The 18,915-nt window shown below is 69.5% G+C and carries 14 protein-coding genes; 11 read left to right on the top strand and 3 right to left on the bottom strand.

Annotation, left to right across the window (positions count from 1 at the left end; translation table 11 throughout):
* Window positions 1-158: 158 nt before the first annotated feature.
* Window positions 159-1,541 carry an MFS transporter gene (locus ACFVYE_RS38270; RefSeq protein WP_383971029.1) on the top strand — a complete coding sequence of 461 codons (1,383 nt, stop codon included), beginning with the start codon at window positions 159-161 and terminating at the stop codon, window positions 1,539-1,541.
* 119 nt (window positions 1,542-1,660) lie between these two features.
* On the opposite strand, the gene ACFVYE_RS38265 is transcribed toward ACFVYE_RS38270, so the two are convergent.
* Complete coding sequence (locus ACFVYE_RS38265) at window positions 1,661-4,075, bottom strand: penicillin acylase family protein (protein WP_389608485.1); 2,415 nt, start codon at window positions 4,073-4,075, stop codon at window positions 1,661-1,663.
* Between the two features lie 150 nt (window positions 4,076-4,225).
* Here ACFVYE_RS38265 and ACFVYE_RS38260 point away from each other — a divergent pair, with 150 nt between their 5' ends.
* A complete protein-coding gene (locus ACFVYE_RS38260) occupies window positions 4,226-5,725 on the top strand; it encodes an acyl-CoA synthetase (RefSeq protein ID WP_383971035.1) in 1,500 nt (499 codons plus the stop codon).
* A gap of 225 nt (window positions 5,726-5,950) precedes the next feature.
* Complete coding sequence (locus ACFVYE_RS38255; RefSeq protein ID WP_383971038.1) at window positions 5,951-8,407, top strand: ATP-dependent Clp protease ATP-binding subunit; 2,457 nt, start codon at window positions 5,951-5,953, stop codon at window positions 8,405-8,407.
* A 192-nt stretch (window positions 8,408-8,599) separates the two neighbouring features.
* Here the strand turns inward: ACFVYE_RS38255 and paaK are convergent, their stop codons facing one another.
* Entirely contained in the window at window positions 8,600-9,889 is a 1,290-nt protein-coding gene (paaK, locus tag ACFVYE_RS38250) for a phenylacetate--CoA ligase PaaK (protein ID WP_383971041.1), read from the bottom strand.
* Between the two features lie 217 nt (window positions 9,890-10,106).
* Here paaK and ACFVYE_RS38245 point away from each other — a divergent pair, with 217 nt between their 5' ends.
* Window positions 10,107-11,630 (top strand): alpha/beta fold hydrolase, encoded by a 1,524-nt coding sequence (locus ACFVYE_RS38245; protein WP_383971044.1) that lies wholly within the window; start codon window positions 10,107-10,109, stop codon window positions 11,628-11,630.
* A 28-nt stretch (window positions 11,631-11,658) separates the two neighbouring features.
* Here the strand turns inward: ACFVYE_RS38245 and ACFVYE_RS38240 are convergent, their stop codons facing one another.
* Complete coding sequence (locus tag ACFVYE_RS38240) at window positions 11,659-13,287, bottom strand: FAD-dependent oxidoreductase (RefSeq protein WP_383971047.1); 1,629 nt, start codon at window positions 13,285-13,287, stop codon at window positions 11,659-11,661.
* A gap of 267 nt (window positions 13,288-13,554) precedes the next feature.
* On the opposite strand from ACFVYE_RS38240, the gene ACFVYE_RS38235 reads away from it, so the two are divergent.
* From ACFVYE_RS38235 to ACFVYE_RS38205, 7 genes are all read left to right on the top strand, one after another.
* Window positions 13,555-14,676 carry a SchA/CurD-like domain-containing protein gene (locus ACFVYE_RS38235; RefSeq protein WP_383971051.1) on the top strand — a complete coding sequence of 374 codons (1,122 nt, stop codon included), beginning with the start codon at window positions 13,555-13,557 and terminating at the stop codon, window positions 14,674-14,676.
* A gap of 76 nt (window positions 14,677-14,752) precedes the next feature.
* Complete coding sequence (locus ACFVYE_RS38230) at window positions 14,753-15,187, top strand: cupin domain-containing protein (protein WP_383971054.1); 435 nt, start codon at window positions 14,753-14,755, stop codon at window positions 15,185-15,187.
* Window positions 15,184-16,452, top strand: coding sequence for a beta-ketoacyl-[acyl-carrier-protein] synthase family protein (locus ACFVYE_RS38225; RefSeq protein WP_383971056.1), 1,269 nt, complete (start codon window positions 15,184-15,186; stop codon window positions 16,450-16,452). The genes ACFVYE_RS38230 and ACFVYE_RS38225 overlap by 4 nt, the downstream gene beginning before the upstream one ends.
* Window positions 16,449-17,699, top strand: a complete 1,251-nt coding sequence (locus ACFVYE_RS38220; protein ID WP_389608484.1) for a ketosynthase chain-length factor — start codon at window positions 16,449-16,451, stop codon at window positions 17,697-17,699. The genes ACFVYE_RS38225 and ACFVYE_RS38220 overlap by 4 nt, the downstream gene beginning before the upstream one ends.
* 16 nt (window positions 17,700-17,715) lie before the next feature.
* Entirely contained in the window at window positions 17,716-17,973 is a 258-nt protein-coding gene (locus ACFVYE_RS38215; RefSeq protein WP_327277229.1) for an acyl carrier protein, read from the top strand.
* A 1-nt stretch (window position 17,974) separates the two neighbouring features.
* On the top strand, window positions 17,975-18,454 hold the full coding sequence (locus tag ACFVYE_RS38210) for an SRPBCC family protein (RefSeq protein ID WP_114242774.1): 480 nt from the start codon (window positions 17,975-17,977) through the stop codon (window positions 18,452-18,454).
* A gap of 76 nt (window positions 18,455-18,530) precedes the next feature.
* Complete coding sequence (locus tag ACFVYE_RS38205; RefSeq protein WP_389608483.1) at window positions 18,531-18,863, top strand: TcmI family type II polyketide cyclase; 333 nt, start codon at window positions 18,531-18,533, stop codon at window positions 18,861-18,863.
* Window positions 18,864-18,915: the final 52 nt, after the last annotated feature.

Below are 18,915 nucleotides of genomic sequence, written 5' to 3'. Positions count from 1 at the left end.
ATCAGTAGTGCCGGCCGACGGGCCCTGATGCGTCATCGGTCTGTGCCCGGGGCGCGCGGCAGCCCGAAAAACGAGTGGCATGTGGTCGCACGCTCCACATACCTTGTGCGCTCGTGACCGATTCCCACAGGCGCTCATCGAGTGGCTCGCCTGCGACGATGGCCGATCGTCCGCCGGCGCATTCCGAAACCGCAGAGGGACTGTTCTCCAGAACGTACGCGGCCACCACCTCCGGTTTCGCCGCGGTGATGTTCCTGACCGGGCTCGCCGCGCTGGCCGTGGTCCCCACACTGCCGACGGCCGCTCGGGACCTGGACGGGGTGCCGCTCTTCCCGCTGGTGGCGGGATGCTTCGTGGCGGCGAGTCTGCTGGGCGGGGTACTGGGCGGTCATTGGGCGGACCGTGCCGGGGCGCAACGTCCGCTGGCGGCGGGCATGGTGCTGGCTGTGGCCACCCTGCTCGTCTCGGCCGCCAGCACCTCGATCTGGCAACTTGCGGCTGGGCGCTTCCTGGACGGACTGGCGGGCGGGATGGTCGCCGTGTCGATCAATGCCGCTATCGGCCAGGCCTACCCCGACCGGCTTCGGTCACGTGCTCTGGCGTTGATGAGTGCCTGCTGGATCATTCCGTCGCTGGTCGGCCCTCCGCTGGCCGGGCTGGTCGCCGAATGGTGGTCCTGGCGCGCGGTGTTCTACGGCCTGGCCGCTCTGACCGTGCTGCCGGCGCTGGCCGTGGTGGCCGTGCTGCGCGGCCGTTCCCGGCCGGCCGCGCCCGCGCCGTCGGGAGACAGGCCGCCGCGCCCTGCGCTGATGGTCGCGACAGCGGTGAGCCTGGGCGCGGCGCTGGGGCAGTACGGCGCCTCTGGCTGGGACTTGAGCCACCTGCTCTTCGCGATGGGAGGGCTCGCCCTGCTGGTGGCGTTCGCGCCGCGGCTGCTACCGCCGGGCACTTGGTGTGCCGTGCGCGGCTTGCCGGTCACGGTGCTGCTGCGCGGGCTGAGTTCAGGGGTGTTCTTCACGCTGGAGGCACTCGTGCCGCTGATGCTGGTCACCGACCGGGACGTGGCCCCCGTGGTGACGGGCCTGGCCTTCACGGGGGCTGCCGTGGCCTGGGCCGCCTCCTCCTGGGTACAGAGCCGCCTGCTGGAGCGCTTCCCCCGGCACCGCCTGGTCGTGGCCGGTGCGCTGGTGCTGGCGGCGGCGGTCGTGGTCGCCGCCGTGGGGACGCTTCCCGCGATGCCCGCGTCCCTTGCCGCATCGGCGATGGTCGTCGCGGCCGTCGGCATGGGCCTGCTCGCTCCTTCGCTCACCGTGCTGTCACTCTCCCACGCCCCGTCCGGCCGGCAGGGCCATGCCAGCAGCGCGATGCAGACCAGTCAGAACCTGGGCCAGATAACGGTTCTGGGCGTCTCTTCCGCCTTGTTCAATGCCTGCGTGGGCGCCGGCTCGACCGAATTCGTCGGCTACTGCGCCGCCTTCGGGCTGCTGTTCGCGCCTTGCGTCCTGGCGGCTGTGCTCGCCACTCGCGCCCGCAGTGCGTGAGCGAAGCGCATCTCCTTCGGACAGCTCCGACTCGGCCCCGGCACCGCTCATCTGGTGCCGCTCGCGATCGGCCCCTGACCGCCCCACGGGCGGACAGGGACCGATCGCACCTCACGGAACTACCGTCGTTCGTGCACCCGTACCACCCGCAGCGCGGGCGAGCGCAGAATGTCCTTCTCGCAGAATCGGGACGTCACCCACCGCTCACCCGAGTACAGCTCGGTCTGGTCGCTGTAGTGCGGCGAATTCGGGTTGGAGGACTGGGAGTACGTGAGCAGGGTGCGTGCCACCGGGCACCTGGACCCCGTCCAGCCGACCGCCTGGATGTAACTGGACCCGGTCGAAACGTCCGTATAGGCCCCGGCTGCCGCGTCCCACACCGGCTCGGTCTTGTTCCAGATGCCGAGAAACTCCATACCGCCGCCGAGCGGGATGCGCTTCCCATTGCGCAGGACCGTCTGGTACTGCCCCAGCGGTGCGTCCAGGGCAATCCCGGCCGCCCGCAGTTCGGCCACCGTGTCGGCGAGCGCCCGGGTGACGCCGGGTGCCGAGGTGTTCAATGTGTTCGGCGTGCCGACCGGATCGGCGGCGGAGAAGGGGACCTTCCACAACTCGGCCGGCGGAAGCGTGGCCGCCCTGCGCCAGAACCGGTCGAAGAGCAGCGCACCCCGGCTGCCGGTGTCGGCCTTCCGGTCCCAGTGCCGCAGCACGTCGCACGCGGCCGACACATCTACCGCCTTGCCGTTGCTGCCGACCGCGCTGCCGCCGGGCAGCGCCGCACAGGCGTCCGCCAGGTCCGCGGCGGTCAGATCACCGGCCGGGGCGCGGTTCGCGAACTGCTGTTCCTGCAGATCGGCCACGGTCAGCCGGCCCTTCGCCGCCATCGCCGACACATCCTCGATCGCGCCCCGGGTGCGCATCGTGCGGGGTGTGGCGATCGGGCCGAAGACCCGTTCGTAGCCGGTCAGTGGTGCCGCCGCGTTGGTCAGCCAGGCGCTGTCGTTGGAGTTCTCCACGTATGGGGCGTCCTTGACGGTGGGCATCCGGCTCGGCCCGAAGATGCCAGGCTGCACGGCGTCGGGGTCCGACCCCAGCGCGCAGTCGCTCCTCGAACCGTCCAGCACCGCGAGCCCGGAGGACGGATACGTGGCCTTGCCCAGCGGGGTGGAGCACCGCGCCGCGAGTTCGTCCGTGATTCTCGGCAGCACCTGCGACTGCGAGAAGAACGAATGCCCGGACGAATCGGCGGCGATGGTGTTCAGCCACGGCAGCCCCTGCGTTCGGCGCAACGTGGCCTGGATGTCCGCAGTGCTGCGCGCCCTGCTGAAACCGAGTCCGGTGTCCGAGGACCGCAGATTCATGGCGTTCGGGTCATTGAGCGCGTACGCCGTCGTCGCGGTCCACGGCAGCGGCAGCCCGGCACCGAGCGAAGTGAGGACCGGACCGTAGCGGGTCCACCACTGGGTGCGGGTCACGGCGTCGCCGTCCTTCACCGCCACCGACACTGTGCGCTTCTTCATCCGCTCGGGCTTGCCGTCCACGAGGTACGCCGTCGGATCGGCCGGATCGAGGGTGAGTTGGTGGAGGTTGAGCGTGACACCGGTGGCCACGGTGTGGCTCCATGCGATGTTCTCGTTGTGCCCGATCGACACCGCCGTCGAGCCGAGCAGCGAACCGCCCGACACATTCAGCTCACCGGGAATCGTCTGCTGCGACTGCCAGAACCGCCGGCCGCCCTGCCACGGGTAGTGCGGGTTGCCGAGCAGCAGGCCCCGTCCGTTCGCCGTCGTACTGCCGCGGAATGCGACCGCGTTGGAACCCATGTCCGCGTTCTGCGTCGACAGCAGCCGTTGTGCCGCGTCCGCCTCATCGCCCGGCGACGGGACACCGGGCGTCTGCGATGTGACCGTGGGTGGCTGAGCGGCCGTGATGCCGTCGATGCCGCGCCCCTGTCCGCCGAGCACGGAGAGCGCGAAGCTGCGCACCGCGACATCCAGCGTCGTCACGGGGCGCACCCAGTCCGCGCCCCGGCAGGCCGGATCGGTGATCCGGTTCTGCGCCAGCCACGCGTTGTACCCGGCCGCCCAGCCGCGCTCGAGCTCCTTGACGTCGCGGCTCGGACCAGCCGGTGCCGGTACCTTCAGCAGCTTCTCCACGGTGCGGCTCCGGCGGACCCCGCGGAAGTAGAGATCGCTGGAGAGGTTCTTCGTCGCGGATGAGAGCGAACCGTCCGGAGCCGCGTCAGCACCGAAGTATCCGGACCGCTCGCCGCGCAGGGTCACGAAGCCGTCGGCGAGCGTGCACACCTGGTCGGCGGCCTGTGCCCAGCCAGTGCCGAAACCCAGGTTCGCGTAGTCCTTCGCCACGATGTGCGGGATGCCGTACTCGGTGTACCGGATCACGGCGGACAGCCCACTGCCCGACGGACGGTGAGTGCGCGAGCCGTCGGCCGCGGCGGGCGGCAATGATGCCGACACGGTGAACAGCGCGAGACCGGATATCGCCAGAAGTCGCAGGCGGTTACGGAGACGCAACGGTCCTCCCAACTGTGCGGGTGCGAAAGGCGGTTACCCGAGGGTTCGAGTCGCCACGCGCCACTCAGCCAGCTTCCCCGCACCCCTGTCAACATTCCGGCAGGTATCCGACCCCTTGACCGCTGGGTTCCGGCCGCCCAGGATCACGCCATGACAGGTGTACGGAGCAGCACAGTCGACGGTGTCGTGGCCCGCAGCGCCCGGCGTACCCCCGCGAGCACCGCCCTGCGGTACGCGGAGAGGTCCTGGACCTACGCGGAACTCGACACGGCCGTCAGTACCGCGGCGGCGGTCCTCACCGGTGACCACGGGCTGCACCCCGGCGACCGGGTCGCCTCCTACGCCCACAACTCCGACGCCTATCTGATCGGCTACCTCGCCTGTGCCCGCGCGGGCCTGGTCCATGTACCGGTCAACCAGAACCTCACCGGTGACGACCTCACGTACATCCTCGAACAGTCCGGCAGCGCGCTCGTCCTCACCGACGCGGACCTCGCCGACCGGATTCCGGCCGAGTTCTCCGTACGCGCGCTGCGCGACGCGCCGGATTCCCTCCTCGACGCCACCGCCACTGCGCGTCCCTTCACCCCCGAGCGCGAACCGGCCGCGGGAGACCTCGTCCAGCTGCTCTACACCTCGGGCACCACCGCACTCCCCAAGGGCGCGATGATGACCCACGGCGCGCTCGTCCACGAGTACATCAGCGCGATCCACGCGCTCGATCTGCGCGCCACCGACCGGCCGGTCCACTCACTGCCGCTCTACCACTCCGCGCAGATGCATGTGTTCCTGCTGCCCTATCTCGCGGTCGGTGCAGAGAACATCATCCTCGACGCACCCGATGTGAACCGGATCTTCGACCTCGTCGAGACGGGGCAGGCCGACAGCGTCTTCGCCCCGCCGACCGTCTGGATCGGCCTCTCCCAGCACCCCGGCTTCACCACCCGCGAACTCGGCGGGCTGCGCAAGGCATACTACGGCGCGTCGATCATGCCCGTACCCGTACTGGAACGGCTCCGCAACCGGCTGCCCGCGCTCGCCTTCTACAACTGCTTCGGGCAGAGCGAGGTCGGCCCGCTCGCCACCGTCCTCGGACCGGACGAGCACGAGGGCCGGATGGACTCCTGCGGCAGGCCCGTCCTCTTCGTCGAGGCCCGGGTCGTGGACGAGGGCGGCAAGGAGGTCCCCGAGGGCACGGCCGGTGAAGTGGTCTACCGCTCGCCCCAGTTGTGCGAGGGCTACTGGGACAAGCCCGAGGAGACCGCGGAAGCCTTCCGCGACGGCTGGTTCCACTCCGGTGACCTCGCCGTGCGTGACGCGGAGGGCTTCTTCACGGTCGTCGACCGGGTGAAGGACGTCATCAATTCCGGCGGTGTCCTCGTCGCCTCCCGTCAGGTCGAGGACGCCCTCTACACCCATCCCGCCGTTGCCGAGGTCGCGGTCGTCGGGCTGCCCGACGACCGCTGGATCGAGGCCGTCACCGCCGTGGTCGTCCTGCGCGATGAAGCGACACAGTCCGAGCTCATCGACCACGCCCGTGAGCGGCTCGCGCATTACAAGGCTCCGAAGAACGTCCTCTTCGTGGAGGAGCTGCCGCGCAATGCGAGCGGCAAGATCCTCAAGCGGGAGCTGCGCGACCGGTTCGCGTAGAGGGACTTGGTGAGTGTTCTGAGGGGCGACGTCCGGGGCCACGGCCGCGGGTGGAGTTCACCGACGCGCTCGCAGGGACCGTGGGCCTCTGAGCCCGCCTGTTCTCCTCCGGTCGCATGATGGCCCGTCGTGGCGAAGACTGGGTGTGTTCGGGCAAACGACGACAGCAGGGGGCGCGCGGTCGTGCGGAGCCCGCGGCAGCCCGCGCCGGATCGGGTGATCACTGTGACGACTTCCTCCTTCGGGTCAGGTGACCCGTTTGCCGACCTCTTCAACCGCTTCTTCGGCATGAGCCCGGCGGCCTCTCCGCCCGCCGTGCAACGCGTGCCCATCGGCCGCCTCCTCAGCGACTCCTCGCACGAGCTGCTGGCGGCTGCCGGCGGCCGGGCCGCCGAGGACGGATCGGACCTGGACACCGAACATCTGCTGTGGGCCGCCACCCAGGTGGCGCCGGCCCGCGGCATGCTGGAACAGGCCGGCGTCGATCCGGACAAGCTGGCGGCGGACCTGCAGGAGGTGCTGCCTTCGGGCAGCGGGAACGGGGAGCCCGACCTGACGCCTGCCGCGAAACGGGCTCTGCTGGCCGCTCACGCTCGGTCCCAGGCAAGCGGCGCTTCGTACATAGGCCCCGAGCACATCCTCAGCGCGCTGCTGGAGGACCCGAGTTTCGGTGCCGCGCAGATGCTGCGCTCCGAGGGGGCTTCCGCGCAGACGTTGCGCGAGGGCTTCGGTGCCCGGCGGCCCGCGGCCGACGGGCACAGCAGCACCCCGACCCTTGACGACTACGGGCGTGACCTGACCGAGGAGGCCCGCAGCGGGCGGCTCGATCCTGTGGTCGGCCGGGCCGACGAGATCGAGCAGACCGTGGAGATCCTCTCCCGCCGGTCCAAGAACAATCCCGTGCTCATCGGAGATCCCGGCGTAGGGAAGACCGCCATCGTGGAGGGGCTGGCACAGCGGATCGTCTCCGGTGACGTGCCCAAGGCCCTGCAGGACAGGCGGGTCGTCTCGCTCGACATGGCCGGACTCGTCGCCGGCTCCAAGTACCGCGGCGAATTCGAGGAGCGGCTCAAGAAGGTGATCGACGAGGTCACCGCTGCGGAGAAGAACATCATCCTGTTCATCGACGAGCTGCACACCGTGGTCGGTGCCGGGAGCGGAGGCGAAGGCGCCATGGACGCCGGGAACATTCTCAAGCCCGCGCTGGCCCGTGGAGATCTCAGTCTCGTCGGCGCGACCACCATCGACGAGTACCGCAAGAACATCGAGAAGGACGCCGCCCTCGAACGCCGCTTCCAGCCCGTGGTGGTACCCGAGCCGACCGTGGACGAGACCGTCGAGATCCTGCGCGGGCTGCGCGACTCGTACGAGGCACATCACCAGGTGCGCATCACCGACGAGGCCATCGACGCCGCAGCCGCGCTGTCCGACCGCTACATCACCGACCGTTTCCTGCCCGACAAGGCCATCGACCTCATCGACCAGGCGGGGGCGCGGGTGGCGTTGCGCGGTGTGGGCGGCAACACCGAGGCCGCCGACCTCAAGGACCGGCTCACCATGCTGAACCGGGAGAAGGACCAAGCAGTCAGCAACGAGGACTTCGGGCGCGCGGCCGAGCTCAAATCACTCATCCAGGAGACGGAGCGCCGGCTCGCCGATCTCGGCGGGGAACGGGCGGAGGTCGGCGACGTCACCGCCGAGGACATTGCCGAAGTGCTGTCCAGGCGCACCGGTATCCCCGTCTCACAGCTCACCGAGACCGAGCGCGAGCGGCTGCTGAAGCTCGAAGATGCCCTCCACAAGCGCGTGATCGGCCAGGACGAGGCGGTCACCGCCGTGGCCCAGGCCGTGCGTCGTGGCCGGGCGGGCATGGGCGACCCCGGCCGTCCCACCGGCAGCTTCCTCTTCCTCGGCCCCACCGGCGTAGGCAAGACCGAACTCGCGAAGGCGGTAGCGGAGTTGCTGTTCGGTGAGGAGGACCGGATGGTCCGCTTCGACATGAGCGAGTTCCAGGAGAAGCACACCGTCTCCCGGCTCGTCGGATCCCCGCCCGGATACGTAGGCTACGAGGAGGCCGGACAGCTCACCGAGGCGGTACGCCGCAAGCCCTACAGCGTCCTGCTCTTCGACGAGGTGGAGAAGGCCCACCCGGACATCTTCAATCTGCTGCTCCAGGTCCTGGACGACGGGCGGCTCACGGACGCTCAGGGCCGCACGGTCGACTTCCGCAACACCGTGGTCATCATGACCAGCAACATCGCGTCGAAGCGCATCCTGGACCACTCGGGCTCGGTGGACGAGATTAGGGACGACCTCATGGCCGAGCTGCGGGCGCATTTCCGGCCCGAATTCCTCAACAGGATCGATGAGATCGTCGTCTTCCATGCCCTGACCCGGAAGGACCTGATCCGGATCGTCGACCTGCTGCTGGAGCGCAGCCGCCGCAGACTGCATGCGCAGAAGATCAATCTGGAAGTCACCGAGACGGCCAAGGAGTTGCTGGCCAACCTCGGCTACCAGCCCGAGTTCGGAGCCCGGCCGCTGCGCCGCACGATTCAGTCCGAGCTGGACAACCGGCTGTCGAACATGCTGCTCGACGGGACGCTCAACCCCGGCGACACCGTCGTCTGCGATGCCCGGGACGGCGAGCTCGCCTGTACGATCGCCGGTTCGGAAGGCTGAGGAGCCCTCAACCGCAGGCTCCTGACCCCGCTTCCGGTTCCCCCGCCGGGACCGGGCCCGCTTTCCCAGGCCATGGCGCGCAAATCGGTGATGTCCTCACCGGCCCTGCACTGTCTGCGAGCCACCATCCAGGTGGAAGCACACGACTGGAGCGAACGGCCGCACGAGCCCGGAAGGCCCGAAGGAGAAGGCCTAACGCCCCCCGCGCTCGTCCACGATCCGCCTGAACTTGCCGGCCGACCTCTCCAGCGTCCCGGGATCCACGATCTCGACCCCGACCGACACCCCGATCCCGTCCTTGACAGCCAGCGTGATCGACTCCGCGGCGGCCATGCGCTGCTCCGGTGTGGCCTCGGCCCGCGCCTCCGCCCGTACGGTCAGTGCGTCGAGGCGGCCCTCGCGGGTCAGCCGCAGCTGGAAGTGCGGCGCCACCCCCGGCGTGCGCAGCACAATCTCCTCGATCTGGGTCGGGAAGAGATTCACCCCACGAAGGATCACCAGATCGTCGCTGCGCCCGGTCACCTTCTCCATCCGCCGGAACACCCGCGCCGTGCCCGGCAGCAGCCGGGTCAGGTCCCTCGTGCGATAGCGGATCACCGGCATGGCCTCCTTGGTGAGCGAGGTGAAGACCAGCTCGCCCTCCTCACCCGGAGGCAGCACCTCGCCGGTGAACGGATCGACGACCTCCGGATAGAAGTGGTCCTCCCAGATGTGCAGCCCGTCCTTGGTCTCCACGCACTCCTGCGCGACACCGGGCCCCATCACCTCCGAAAGGCCGTAGATGTCGACCGCGTCGATCGCGAACCGCTCCTCGATCTCGCGCCGCATCTCCTCCGTCCACGGCTCGGCACCGAAGATCCCGACCTTCAGGGAGGTCGTCCGCGGATCGACGCCCTGCCGCTCGAACTCGTCGAGGAGCGTCAGCATGTACGACGGCGTCACCATGATGATCTCGGGCCGGAAGTCCTGAATCAGCTGGACCTGGCGGGCCGTCATGCCACCGGACGCCGGGATGACCGTACAACCGAGCCGTTCCGCCCCGTAGTGAGCCCCCAGACCGCCGGTGAACAGCCCGTATCCGTAGGCCACATGGACCTTCTGCCCGGGACGGCCGCCGGCGGCCCTGATGGAGCGGGCGACCACGTCCGCCCAGGTGTCCAGATCCCGCTGGGTGTAACCGACGACGGTGGGACGGCCCGTCGTCCCGCTGGACGCATGGATCCTCCGTACGTGGTCCTCGGGGACGGCGAACATGCCGAAGGGGTAGTTGTCCCGCAGATCCGCCTTGGTCGTGAAGGGGAAGCGGGCGAGATCGGCGAGCGTACGGCAGTCGTCCGGGCGCAGCCCGGCCTTGTCGAACGCGGCCCGGTAGTGGCCGACGTTCTCGTACGCGTGGTGCAGCGTGGCCCGCAGCCGCTCCAGTTGGAGTGTCTCCAGCTCGTTGCGGCCCAGTCGTTCCGCCGCGTCCAGCAGAGCCGTCATCCGGATCTCCCTCGTCCGTGCAGGCGACCGATCATTCGGTCGATCTTTCGGTAGCAGTAATTCAGGATGTTCCGCCACATGGCAAGAGGGGCGACACGGCTCATCTGCGGCCGGCCCCTTCATCGCTGTCGCCACGCTGCGCCTGTGCCACCTTTCGCGGATACGCTCACACCGAACACGGCTGCGCGGTCCGGTCGGCCCTGTTTGGATGGCGTACATGCCGATCTTCCACGCATACGACGGGACCGAACTCGCCTACCGCCTCCTGGGATCGGGTGCACCGCTCATCTGTCTGCCCGGTGGACCGATGCGGGCCGGCGCGTACCTGGGTGACCTCGGCGGACTCTCGGCCCACCGGCAGCTCGTGGTACTCGATCTGCGCGGTACGGGGGACTCCGCGGTGCCGGACGACCCGTCGACATACCGCTGCGACCGGCTGGTCGACGACGTCGAGGCACTGCGCGAACACCTCGGCCAGGAACGCATCGATCTGCTCGCCCACTCCGCCTCCGCCAATCTGGCCGCGCTCTACGCTGCCCGACGCCCGGAGCGACTGCGTACGCTCACGCTCGTCACCCCCGGCACCCGGGCGGTGGGCATCGACGTCACCGACCAGGACTGGCGCGAGGCGGGTGAACTCCGGTGCGACGAACCGTGGTACGCGCAAGCCCGGGCCGCGTTGGACGACTTTCTCACGGGTCGCACCTTTGGCCAGGTCCGCGCCGCTGTCGCACCGCTCGCGTACGGACGCTGGGACGACGCCACCCGGGCCCATGCCGCGGCAGCGCCCGGACAGACCAACTCCGAGGCCGCAAAGGTCTATTACCAGGACGGCGTCTTCGACCCGGCCGCCACGAACGCCGCACTGGCGGCGGTCGCCGCACCGGTCCTCGTCCTCGCGGGGGAGTACGACGCAGGGCCGACGCCCGACCGCGCCGCGGAACTGGTGGCGCTCTTCCCGAACGCCGAATTCGTCGTGCAGCGCGGCGCCGCGCACTTCCCCTGGCTGGACGATCCGGGTGCCTTCGTCCGTACGGTCAACGCCTTCCTCGATCCGGAAGTGCTCAGCGTGCAGGCTGGTGGCACACGGCTCGCCTACCGGGTATGGGGGGATCCGTCGGCGCCGCCCGTCGTACTCGTCCACGGTCGCGGCGGCGACAGCAGGACCTGGACAGAGATCGCCGAACGCCTGGCCGACGAACACCGGGTCTACGCATTCGACTTCCGGGGGCACGGCCTCAGCGACTGGCCCGGCCGCTACTCCTTCGAGCTGTTCCGGGACGATCTGCACGCTTTCCTGGAGGCCCGCAACCTGGCGGGCGCCACCGTGATCGGACACTCCATGGGCGCCGCAGCCGCGTATCTGCTCGCCGAGCAGGAACCCGCACTGATCGGCCGGCTCGTCCTGGAGGAGGTCCCGCCGCCGTTCCCGCTCGACCCGCCGCGAGGGCCCGTCGAACGGCCCGACGAGGTGCTGGACTTCGACTGGCCCGTGGTGCCGTCGACCAACGCCCAGCTGAACGAACCGGACCCGGCCGGGCGCGAACGCCTCGGCGAGATCACCGCCCCGACCCTCGTCATCGGCGGCGGCCCCGCCAGCCAGATCGCCCAGGACAGGCTGGTCTGGATGGCGGGACGAATACCCCGTGGCCGCTTCGTCACCATCGAGGCCGGACACCTGGTCCACACCGAGAGGCCGGACGAATTCCTCGCGGAACTGCGGTCGTTCGGTCTGGTCTGACACATTCCCCGTACGCTCCCCGGCAGGGTCAGGTCCGGTGCAGCAGGGAGGTCAGGACCTCGTGGAGGGTGGCCTCGGCGTCGGGCACGGAACCCGTCGACCGCCAGGCCACGAAGCCGTCGGGACGCACCAGCACGGCGCCTTCGGGCGTCGTGCCGTGGATCTCGGCCCAGTCGGCCCCGTTCTCCGGCTCCAGATCGGCACCCGGGCCGATGCCGTACGCCTGGAGCCGTACCGAAAGGCGGGCGGCGACCCGCGCCGCCGCCCGCCGCCACGCCATGTCCGCACCGTCGGTGAGCAGCACGAGGGTGCGTTCGTACAGATCCAGAGTGGACTTGCGATCACCGGCCTGACGGACCCACAGATGCGGTGCACGGCTGCCGGGTTGACCGTTCAGCTGCATTCCCTGCGGCACCACGGGCTGCTGCGGATCGGCACCCAGCACGGCGCCGCGGACATAGCGGTAGCCCAGTGCCACGGTGAGCATGCCGCCCTGCTTTCCGCCACCCACGCTTGGCGCCGCTGCGTATCCCGGGTGGCTGTGCTCGCTGGAGCGCGCCGAGGCGCGCGCGCTCGTCGCCTGCGCCACCGGCAGTCGCTCCGCCTCGTATGTGTCCAGCAGACCGGGGCCCGCCTCGCCCCTGAGTACAGTGGCGAGCTTCCAGGCCAGGTTGTGCGCGTCCTGAATGCCGGTGTTGGAGCCGAACGCCCCGGTCGGGGACATCTCATGGGCCGAGTCTCCGGCGAGGAAGACCCTGCCGGACGCGTACCGCTCAGCGACCCGTTCCGCGGCGTGCCACGGGGCCTTGCCGGTGATCTCGATGTCGATGTCCGCAGCGCCGACCGCCGTACGGATGTGCTCGGCACACCGCTCGTCGGTGAAGTCCTCCAGGGTCTCGCCCAGTTGGGGCTGCCACGGCGCGTGGAAAACCCACTCCTTCTTGTTGTCCACCGGCAACAGGGCCCCGTCCGCCGCGGGGTTGGTCAGATAGCAGACGATGAAGCGCCGGTCACCCACTACATCGGCGAGCTGCCGGGAGCGGAAGGTGATGCTCACGTTGTGGAAAAGATCACCGGGCCCGGTCCGGTCGATGCGCAGCTGCTCACGGATGGGGCTGCGCGGCCCGTCGGCCGCGATGAGGTAGTCCGCGCGCACACTGATGTGCTCTCCGGTCTCCCGGTTCTTGAGCGCCGCATCCACCCCCGACCCGTCCTGGTCGAAGCTCTGCATCTCGGTGGAGAACCGCAGGTCCCCGCCCTGTTCACGGGCCAGTTTCACCAGCACGGGTTCCAGATCGTTCTGGCTGCACAGGCACCAGCCGGCCGGGCTGAAACGGGCGAGTCCGCCACCGGGGTCGATCTCCTTGAACAGCCACTCCTGGTCGTCCCCGGTGAGCGAGCCGGCTTGCAGAATGCCGTGATTGTCGGCGAGGACCGAGGCCGCCTCCCGGATGCCCGGCTCGGCACCCGCCGTGCGGAACACCTCCATCGTGCGCACGTTGTTGCCGCGTCCGCGAGGATGTGTCGAGGTGGATCGGTGTTTCTCGACCAGCAGATGCTCGATGCCGAGCCGGCCGAGGAAAAGTGAGGCGGACAGGCCCACCAGGGAGCCGCCCACGATGAGGACCGGTACGCGAATGTCGACGTTCTCGTTCATCAGTTGCTCCAGCTCGGACGCCGTTCGGATGCATTGTTCAATGCCCGTGTCGGAGCGGTTCGGACGGCCGCTCACCTGAACGGTTCATAAATCTCGCGCCACCCGGACCAGCGTTTCACGATCGGTCACGGAGACGATGCCCGCGGTCACGGGGGCGGACCGACCGCGTCCGCCGGGAGAGTCCCCGCTTCGAATCACTCGCCAACCGACGGTTGACGGCATGCCATCCGGCCTGACCACGAAACTGTCTTCGAAGGAGATCGAAAGATGACCACCACCCTCTCGGAACGGATCTCCCAGTCCGCCTTCGACGGTTCCAGGCTGCGTGTCGTTCTGCTGCTGGACCTGTACGACGGGGCCCAGAAGCAGTTCCTGGAGGCGTATGAGCACCTGCGCAATCAGGTGGCATCCGTCCCCGGGCACATCAGCGACCAGCTGTGCCAGTCCATCGAGAACCCCTCCCAGTGGCTGATCACCAGCGAGTGGGAGAGCGCACCGCCGTTCCTCGCCTGGGTGAACAGCGAGGAGCATGTCGCGACGGTCCAGCCGTTGCACAGTTGCGTACGCGACACCCGTTCGCTCCGCTTCAGCGTCCTGCGGGAGACCGGCAAGGCGTTCGAGCTGGCGTCCGACGCGGCCAAGGGCCGACTGCAGGCGTCACCCCGCCTGGGCGACGGAGTGGTGCGCCATGCGCTCACCTTCACCGTCAAGCCGGGCACAGAGGACATCGTGGCGAAGATCCTGGCCGATTACGAGTCCCCGAACGCTCGTGTCGACGAAGACACCCGACTGCGGCGTACTTCGCTCTTCATGCACGGAAACCGCGTCGTACGGGCGGTCGAGGTCGAGGGCGACCTCCTCGCGGCCCTGCGGCACGTCGCCCGGGCGCCCGAGGTCAGGGCCGTCGAAGAGGCCATCAATCCGTACCTGGAGCAGGACCGGGACCTCAGCGACCCGGACTCCGCGCGGATGTTCTTCACCCGAGCGGCGCTCCCGACCGTCCACCACGTGACCGCGGGCCGGCACAAGGCCGAGGACATCCGTCGGCACGCACTCTTCTACCAGGCCAAGGAGGGCTGCGGCATGGCACTTGCCCGGCTGCTCGCCGGCCATGACGAGGAGGCGGCCGACGACCCGGCGAGCATCATCGACAGCAGCACCATCTTCCAACGCGACGACGTCGTCGTCCGCCTCCTCGAAGCGGTCGGACCGATCGACGCGCAGCCGGCCCAGGTGGTCGGCATCGACGGCCCCGGCAAGGTGGCCAGGCTCGGACGCCTCCTCGACGGCGGCGCGAATGCCGTGCCCACGACCGAGCAGGGGATCCCGCACTTCCTGACGGAGTCCGAGATGACCCTGATCACAGATCGGCGGGCCACGGAGTCCTGAACCGCGCATCCGCACTCTGGGGGGTTCTCGCTCAACCCGTCATCACAACGCGCAATGCGCCAGGAGGAAAGCAGTCATGACCATGCACCGGCCACGCATCGTGGACCTCAGCGAGACGCAGCCCAACCGCAGGCGCGGAGGCGACCTTCGCGCCATGCTCACACCGACGGCGGTGGGAGCCACCAGCGGTTTCATGGGGCTGGCCATCGTTCAGCCCGGCGACCGCATCGGCGAGCACTACCACCCGTACTCCGAGGAGTTCGTGTACGTCGTGAACGGTCTCCTGGAGGTGGATCTGGACGGAGAACCGCACCGGATGCGGCCCGACCAGGGCCTGCTGATCCCTCCCCATGTACGCCACCGATTCCGAAACGTGGGCGATGTCGAGGCACGCATGGTCTTCCACCTCGGCCCCCTTGCCCCGCGCCCGGAACTCGGTCACGTCGACACCGAGCACACGGACTCCGCCCAGGGCGTAGCGCCGCCGGAACGAACGGAGGCCGCCTCATGACCCGCCGCGTGGGGGTCACCGGTGTCGGCGTCGTGGCCCCCGGCGGCATCGGCGCACCGGCCTTCTGGGACCTCCTCGCGAACGGACGCACCGCCACCCGGGGCATCACGCTCTTCGACCCGGCCGGCTTCCGCTCCCGCATCGCCGCCGAGTGCGACTTCGACCCGGCGGCGCACGGACTGGACGCGGACCAGGTCGCCAGGTCGGACCGGTACGTCCAGTTCGCGATGGTTGCCGCCAGGGAGGCCCTCGGTGACGCGGGGCTCGATCCGGAGAAGGTGGACCCCTGGCGGATGGGTGTGTCGCTGGGCACCGCGGTCGGCGGCACCACCCGACTGGAGCACGACTACGTCGCCGTCAGCGGCAGCGGCGCCCGCTGGGATGTCGACCACCGGCCGGCCGGTCCACATCTGGAGCGGGCCTTCTCACCCAGCTCCCTCGCCTCGGCGGTGGCCGAACAGGTCGGCGCGCACGGCCCGGTGCAGACCGTCTCCACGGGCTGCACCTCCGGTCTCGACGCGATCGGGTACGCCTTCCACTCCATCGAGGAGGGCCGCGTCGACGTCTGCATCGCCGGGGCGTCCGACTCACCGATCACCCCGATCACGGTGGCGTGCTTCGACGCGATCAAGGCCACCTCGGCGAACAACGACGACCCCGAACACGCCTCCCGGCCGTTCGACTCCCGCCGCGACGGCTTCGTCATGGGCGAGGGCGGAGCGGTGCTCGTGCTGGAGGAGCTGGAGCACGCCCGGGCCCGCGGCGCGACCGTGTACTGCGAGATCGCGGGCTACGCCACCTTCGGCAACGCCTACCACATGACCGGGCTGACCCCCGAAGGGCTGGAGATGGCCGAGGCGATCAACCGGGCCCTCGATCACGCCCGCATAGACGGCTCGCAGATCGACTACGTCAACGCACACGGCTCGGGCACCAAGCAGAACGACCGGCACGAGACGGCCGCCGTGAAGCGGGCACTGGGCGCGCACGCCTACGACGTACCGATGAGCTCGATCAAGTCCATGGTCGGCCACTCTCTGGGGGCGATCGGGGCCATAGAGATCGCCGCTTGCGTACTCGCCCTGGTCCACCAGACGGTGCCGCCGACGGCGAACTACGAGAGCCCGGACCCGGAGTGCGACCTCGACTACGTGCCGCGCACAGCACGTCCCCTGAAGCTGCGCAGCGTCCTCTCGGTCGGCAGCGGGTTCGGCGGCTTCCAGTCCGCGGTGGCCCTGACGAGGACAGGTGGGAGGACACCATGAAAACCCGTAATACGCGTCGCACCGTCGTCACCGGTATCGGTGTCGTCGCCCCCAACGGCACCAACACCGAGGCCTTCTGGAAGAGGACGCACGAAGGGATCAGCGTCCTCGACCGGGTCACCCGCGAGGGGTGCGAGCAGCTTCCGCTGCGGGTCGCGGGCGAGGTGCGGGGCTTCGAGGCGGCGGAGCTGATCGAAGAGCGCTTCGTCGTCCAGACCGACCGGTTCACGCACTTCGCGATGGCCGCCGCGGACATCGCGCTGGACGACGCCCGGCTGGGCCGCGCCGACTACGAGGATTCGCCCTTCGACGTCGGCGTGGTGACCGCTGCCGGGTCCGGTGGCGGCGAATTCGGCCAGCGGGAACTCCAACGGCTGTGGGGACAGGGATCCACCTACGTGGGTCCGTACCAGTCCATCGCCTGGTTCTACGCCGCCAGCACCGGCCAGATCTCGATCCGTGGCGGCTTCAAGGGGCCGTGCGCGGTCGTGGCCAGCGACGAAGCGGGCGGCCTGGATGCCCTGGCGCATGCCGCCCGTTCGATCCGCCGCGGTACCGAAGCGGTGGTGGTCGGCGCGGCCGAGGCACCGCTGGCGCCCTACTCGGTCGTCTGCCAGCTCGGGTACGAGGACCTGAGCACCAGTGACGACCCCGCCCGCGCCTACCGGCCGTTCACCTCGGGCGCCTGCGGCTTCGTGCCGGCCGAGGGCGGCGCCATGCTGGTGGTCGAGGAGGAGCAGTCGGCCCGCCGGCGCGGGGCCCGTGTCCGGGCCGAAGTCGCCGGGCACGCCGCCACGTTCACCGGAGCGGCCCGGTGGGAGGAGTCCCGGGAGGGCCTCGCCCAGGCGATCATCGGCGCCCTGCGGGAGGCCGACTGCTCGCCGGACGAGATCGACGTCGTCTTCGCGGACGCCCTCGGTGTACCGGCGGCCGACCGCGCCGAGGCGCTCGCGATCGCGGACGCGCTCGGCGCGCACGGCCGACAGGTGCCGGTGACGGCGCCCAAGACCGGCATCGGGCGCGCCTACTGCGGTGCGCCGGTGCTGGATGTGGCCGCCGCCGTGCTCTCCATGGAGAACGCGCTGATACCGCCCACCCCTAACGTCTTCGACGTGTGCCACGACCTCGATGTGGTCACCGGCCAGGCGCGCCCCGCGGAACTGCGAACGGCGCTCGTGCTCAGCCGCGGGCTCATGGGCTCGAACGCGGCGATGGTGCTCCGGCGCCCCACCGACATCCAAGTGTGAGTAAGGAGAAGTCCTCATGACCGATCGACTGACCTACACGGAACTCGCCGTCCTGATGAAGAAGGGCGCCGGACTCACCGTCGACCCGCGGGACATGGAGAAGCGCCCCGGGTCCGCCTTCGACGAGTTCGGCCTCGACTCGCTCGGCCTTCTCGGCATCGTGGGCGTGCTGGAGAACCGGCACGGCAGGGCGCTGCCGGCCGATGCCGACCGCTGCAAGACCCCCGAGGAATTCCTCGACCTCGTCAACACCACCCTCATGACTGGAGCCTGAAGTGTCCGGACACACCGAGAACGAGATCACCATCGCCGCCCCCCTGGACCTCGTCTGGGACGTGACGAATGATCTGGAGAACTGGCCGCGGCTGTTCAGTGAGTACGCCGCGGTCGAAGTCATCGAACGGGACGGCGACAGCACGACGTTCCGCCTGACCATGCACCCCGACGAGAACGACAAGGTCTGGAGCTGGGTCTCCGAGCGGACGGTCGACCGCGCCGCACGCACGGTCCGCGCCCGCCGTGTCGAGCCGGGCCCGTTCCAGCACATGAACATCCGGTGGGAGTACTCGGAGGTCCCCGGCGGTACGAAGATGCGCTGGTCCCAGGAATTCGCGATGCGGCCCGACGCACCCGTCGACGACGCGTGGATGACCGACAACATCAACCGCAACTCCAAGGTCCAGATGGAGCTCATCCGGGACAAGATCGAGCAGCGCGCCCGGGAGCGCCGCACCGCCTCGGTCTCCGCCGGCTGACCAGCCGTCCGCCCACGACTCGCCGCCCGGCCGCACGGCCGGGCGGCCGGGCCGGGAACCAGAAAGGCATCCCACGATGCACCACGCTCTGATCGTCGCCCGGATGGCGCCGGGTTCGGCGCCGGACATCGCCGAGCTGTTCGCCGCCTCCGACAACAGCGAACTGCCGCACCTCGTCGGCGTCACCAGGCGCAAGCTCTTCCAGTTCGGCGACGTCTATCTGCACCTGATCGAATCGGACCGTCCGCCGGGTCCCGAGATCGCCAAGGTGACGGAGCACCCGGCGTTCAAGGACATCAGCGACAAGCTCACCGCATATGTGAGCGCGTACGACCCGAAAACCTGGCGCAGCCCCAAGGACGCCATGGCCCACGAGTTCTACCGGTGGGAGCGTGGCACCACCGCTTGAGACGGGAAATCGCCCCGGGTCCGGCCGACTGGCCGGACCCGGGGCGATTTAC

The sequence above is a fragment of the Streptomyces sp. NPDC058239 genome, assembly GCF_042882185.1.
Taxonomy (GTDB): Bacteria; Actinomycetota; Actinomycetes; order Streptomycetales; family Streptomycetaceae; genus Streptomyces.
The sequence above is the reverse complement of the archived record's forward strand: the minus strand, read 5'-3'. Positions and strand labels throughout refer to the sequence as shown.